A 5,125-nucleotide genomic window follows, 5' to 3' on the forward strand; every position below is an offset into this window, starting at 1 on the left:
CCGCGCCCGCGTCGCCGGATCATGACCACGGTCATTCCCGCCTCCACCTTCACCTCCCACCCCACCTCCTCCTTCCACATCTCCCACATCTCCCCCTTCCCCGCCGCACCCCGCCCCTGGGGGAAACTTCGAGCGATCGTGACGACCAGCGGCAGCATCACCCACAATTTCCGAATGCTCCGATACGCCGCGCCGAAATTTCGTGGGATCGTGACGCCAGCCGGCACGATGACACACAATTTTCCCGGGCGATCCGGGCAGTCGGGGGGCCCAGGGTGACCCGCGACGGAGCCCAGCATCGTGTCGTGTTCGCGCCGTCGGGCCTGACGGCGACGGTCGACGAGGGCACGACCGTGCTCGACGCCGCTCGCGCCGTTCGGGTCGACCTCGACTCGACGTGTGGCGGACGCGGGATCTGCGGCCGCTGCCAGGTCGTCCCGACGACCGGCTCGTTCCCGAAATGGCAGATCGAGTCAGCAGCCGATTCGGTCTCGGCATGGACCTCGGTCGAAGAGGAGTACACCGGGCGACGGCCGATCGCCGATGGTCAACGTCTCGGTTGCGCTGCACTCGTCTGCGGCGATGTCGTGGTGGAAGTACCCGCCGCGAGCCAGGTCCACCGCCAGGTCGTGCGCAAGTCGGTCGACCTCGGCAACCTGCAGATCGATCCGATCGTGCGCCTGCACTACGTCGAACTCCCGACGGCCGAATTCGGCGCTGAGCTCGGCGGACTGCAGGAGCAGATCATCGAGTCGCTCACCCGCGACTTCGACGTCACGCCGAGCGCGATCGACCCGCGCATCCTCCCGTTGCTCGCCCCCGCCGCCAAGCGCGGCGGCAACGCGATCACGGTGGCGGTCCGCAACGCCGACACGATCTCCGCCGTGTATCCCGGCTACGTCGATCGGGCGGTCGGCATCGCCGTCGACGTGGGGTCCACGACGATCGCAGCCCACCTCGTCGACCTCGCGACCGGCGAGATCCTCGCGACCAATGGGATCATGAACCCGCAGATCAGATTCGGCGACGACCTGATGTCGCGCGTCTCGTACGTGATGATGAATCCCGGCGGAGAGGTCGAATTGACCCGCGCCATTCGGACCGCGCTCGACACGATGATCGGCGAACTCGTCGACGAGGCCGGCCTCGACCGTGACGCGGTGGTCGAGATGACCATCGTCGGCAACCCGATCATGCATCACATCGTGCTCGGGATCGACCCCACACCGCTCGGACAGGCTCCGTTCACCCTCGCCACGAACGCCGCGGTCACGACCCGCGCATCGGACCTCGCACTCGACGCCCGCTTCTGCGACGTCTATCTCCTCCCGTGCATCGCCGGGCATGTGGGCGCAGACATGGCCGGCGCGATCCTCGCGGAGGGTCCCCACCGCCACGACGAACTGCAGCTCCTGGTCGACGTCGGAACGAACGCCGAGATCGTCTTCGGGAACGCGAGTCACGTCCTCGCAGCGTCCAGCCCGACCGGACCGGCGTTCGAAGGTGCCCAGATCTCGGCCGGGATGCGCGCGACCGCCGGCGCGATCGAACGGGTGCGGATCGACAGGACCACCTACGAACCGAGTGTGCGCGTGATCGGAGCCGAGGTCTGGTCGGACGATCCGGATTTCGCGAGCCAGTCGAGCAAGCTCGACATCTCGGGGATCTGCGGATCCGGCATCATCGAGGTGATCGGTGAGATGTTCCTGGCCGGGCTGATCGACGTCGATGGCACCATTCGCTCCGACGGTCCGGGCAAGTCCGACCGGATCTTCGCCGACGGTCGCACGTTCTCGTACCGGCTGTTCGGTGAGTCGGCGAATCCCGCGGAGAACATCAACATCACCCAGGACGACGTCCGCGCGATCCAACTGGCGAAGGCAGCCCTGCGCGCCGGGATCGACCTCCTCTGCGAGCACAACGGGACCACCGACCCGAACGCGATCGGCTCGGTCCGCCTCGCCGGAGCGTTCGGCGCGCACATCGATCCGCTCTACGCCAAGGTGCTCGGGCTGGTCCCCGACGTGCCGGTCGCTCAGGTCGCCTCGGTGGGCAACGCCGCGGGGGCGGGTGCGGTCCGTGCGCTGCTGTCGGCCCAACAACGGCGCGAGATCGAATCGACCGCGCGCCGTGTCGACAAGATCGAGACGGCCACCGAGCCGAGATTCCAGGAACTCTTCGTGAACGCAATGGGCTTCCCGCACACGACCATGGCGACTCCGAACCTCGCGACCGAAACCGTCCTGCCGGTGGCGCAGGAACGCTCGGCCAGCACCGGCTCCCGCCAGCGCACCGGTCGCCGCCGCCCCCGCTGATCGGGACAACTGGTGTCAGGCACCAGTTGTCCGTCCGCCCGATGTCCATTCCAACCCGAGGTCGGGACAACTGGTGCCTGACACCAGTTGTCGCCGCCGACACCCGATGACGCAGGGTTGTCGACCGACCTCGATCGGTTCTGTAATCTGGAACAGTTCCGGATGGCGGAACCCTGTCAGGAGGTTGAGTTGGCCGAGGAACGACGTGGACGCCGCACCGGTGGACGAGCAGGGCGTGCCGCCGAGCGAGCATCGCACGCGCCGGTCGTGCCGCCGTATCTGGTTCGACAGATCAACCCCTACGAGATCGTGGGCGACGAGGGGCTCGAGATCATCGAGCACAACGCCGACACGATTCTCGAGGAGGTCGGCGTCGACTTCCGCAACCATCCGCGAGCGCTCGCGTTGATGCGCGACGCCGGCTGCGACGTTCAGGGCGAACGCGTGCGCTTTCCGCGGGGCCTGTGCCGATCGATCGTGCAGACCAACGCTCCGGCCCAGTACACGCAGCACGCACGCAACCCGGCACGCAACGTCGAGATCGGTGGCAAGAACACCGTCTTCGCACCGAACTACGGATCGCCGTTCGTGTTCGACCTCGACCGCGGCCGCCGATACGCGAGCATCGAGGACTTCCAGAACATCGTCAAGCTCGCCTATTCCTCGCCGCACCTCCACCATTCCGGCGGAACGGTGTGCGAACCGGTCGACATCGCTGTCAACAAGCGTCACCTCGACATGGTCTACGCACACCTCAAGTACAGCGACAAGGCGTTCATGGGTTCGGTCACCGCGGGCGAGCGCGCCACCGATTCGATCGAGCTCGCGCGAATCGGCTTCGGAGGCGATCTCCGCGACGAGACCGGAGTCGAGCGCACGGTGATGTCGTCGTTGATCAACGCCTCGTCCCCGCTCGTGTGGGACGACACGATGCTCGACGCGGCCGAGACCTACGCCGAGGCGAATCAGGCCTGCATCATCTCGCCGTTCATCCTGTCGGGCGCGATGGCCCCCACGACCGCCGCGGGCGTCGCAGCACAGACGCTCGCCGAAGCGCTCGCGGGAATGACGTTCTGTCAGTTGGTCCGACCCGGTGCGCCGGTCGTGTTCGGTTCGTTCGCGTCGTCGATGTCGATGGCGACCGGCGCGCCGACGTTCGGGACCCCTGAGCCGGCGATCGTGCTGTTCACCGTCGCCGCTCTGGCCCGACGGCTCGGCGTCCCGTTCCGATCCGGCGGCTCGCTCACCGCATCCAAGCTGCCCGACGCGCAGGCAGCCTCCGAGTCGTCGGCGACGATTCTGCCGACGGTGATGGCCGGTGTGAACTTCGTGCTCCACGCCGCCGGTTGGATGGAAGGAGGGCTCGCCGTCGGCTACGAGAAGTTCATGCTCGACGCCGACCAACTCGGGATGATGATGAAGTTGGGTCAGGGTCTCGACCTCAGCGAGAACGGCCAGGCGATCGACGCGCTGCGTGAACATCAGCCGGGAGAGCACTTCCTCGGGACGGCGCACACGCTCGCCAATTTCGAGACGGCGTTCTACCGCTCGACGATCGCGGACAACTCGAGCTTCGAGCAGTGGACCGAGGACGGCCGCACCTCAGCGGCCGAGCGAGCGAACACGGCGTGGAAGAAGGCGCTCGCCGAGTACGAGCCACCTCCGCTGGACGAGGCGATCGACGCGGAGTTGATCGACTACATCGAACGGCGCAAGTCCGAGATGCCGGATCAGATCGGCTGAGCCGAGTCGACCGTGCTGGTCGCCCGGATCAGCGCCGCCAGGCCCGCGACTCCGAACACGAGACCGCCCACGATCATCGGCGTCACGGTCGTCGACACCTGCGAATCGATCACCGCCGCCAACAGCGCCCCGATTCCGAGCTGGGAGAGCCCGAGAATCGCGCTCGCGGTCCCCGCCTTGTCGGCCATCGGTTCCATCGCCAGCGCTGACGCCATCGGCCCGATCACCATCGTCGCCGCGTTCGCGATCACCGCCCACCCGAACCACAACCACACCGACGGGACCCCATCGGCAGCGACCACCACGACGAGCACCAGCGCGGTGACGGTGACGTGCAGCCCAGCCGCACGTCGCAACATGGTGCCCATCCCGAAGCGGTCGATCAGTCGGTTGTTGAGCAGCAGCGCGACCGCCATCCCGACACCGGACAACCCGAAGAACATCGTGAACTGGCTGTCGCGTCCGTAGACGTCGTCGAGGATCGGCTGAGAACTCCCGAGCCAGACGAAGAAGTACGCGTTGAACAGCGTCGAGCCGATCAACGACCACAGCGTCACCGGTGTTCGGACGACGGACATGAACGCCTCGGCGAACGGACCGAACTGCATCGGGCGTCGGAATTCGTCGGGCATCGTCTCGCCGAAGCCGATGGTCCACGCGAGAGCGACAGCACCCAGCGCCAGACCGGTGAGGAAGATGGTCCGCCACGAGCCGACGAGCAGAATCGCTTCACCGATGAACGGGACCACGATCGGGCCGATCAGGAACACTGCGGTGAAGGTCGCCACCACCCGTGCCATCCGGTCACCGTCGTAGAGGTCGCGCGCGATCGCGAACCGGAGGACGGAAGGCGCCGAGGCACCGAGACCCCACACGAATCGAGCGATCAGGAGCGGCCCGAGCGCCGGCGCGAGGGCACTCGCCACCGCACCGATGGCATACAGCACGATCCCCCCGGCCAACACCTTGCGGCGTCCGAAACGATCGGCGAGCACCCCGCAGAACAGTTGGCCGATCGCCATGCCGGCGAAGTACACCGTCCCCGTGATCGCCGGGCTGATCCCGCG

The 5,125-nt window shown here is 67.0% G+C and carries 3 protein-coding genes; 2 read left to right on the forward strand and 1 reads right to left on the reverse strand.

Annotated features, from left to right (window positions below):
• The first annotated feature begins 305 nt into the window (after window positions 1-305).
• Both WBV89_RS11000 and WBV89_RS11005 read left to right on the forward strand, forming a co-directional pair.
• Window positions 306-2,315 (forward strand): ASKHA domain-containing protein, encoded by a 2,010-nt coding sequence (locus WBV89_RS11000; RefSeq protein ID WP_423981393.1) that lies wholly within the window; start codon window positions 306-308, stop codon window positions 2,313-2,315.
• A gap of 162 nt (window positions 2,316-2,477) precedes the next feature.
• Window positions 2,478-4,058 (forward strand): trimethylamine methyltransferase family protein, encoded by a 1,581-nt coding sequence (locus WBV89_RS11005; RefSeq protein ID WP_423981394.1) that lies wholly within the window; start codon window positions 2,478-2,480, stop codon window positions 4,056-4,058.
• Here the strand turns inward: WBV89_RS11005 and WBV89_RS11010 are convergent.
• On the reverse strand, window positions 4,046-5,125 hold a 1,080-nt coding region (locus WBV89_RS11010), incomplete at its 5' end, for an MFS transporter (protein ID WP_423981395.1). The genes WBV89_RS11005 and WBV89_RS11010 overlap by 13 nt on opposite strands.

Origin of the sequence: Ilumatobacter sp., assembly GCF_049588435.1 — a bacterium.
Lineage (GTDB): Bacteria > Actinomycetota > Acidimicrobiia > Acidimicrobiales > Ilumatobacteraceae > Ilumatobacter_A.

Bases quoted from the DNA above. Each gene is read 5' to 3' on its own strand.
- WBV89_RS11005 (WP_423981394.1), top strand. From the start codon at position 2,478: ATGGCGGAACCCTGTCAGGAGGTTGAGTTGGCCGAGGAACGACGTGGA.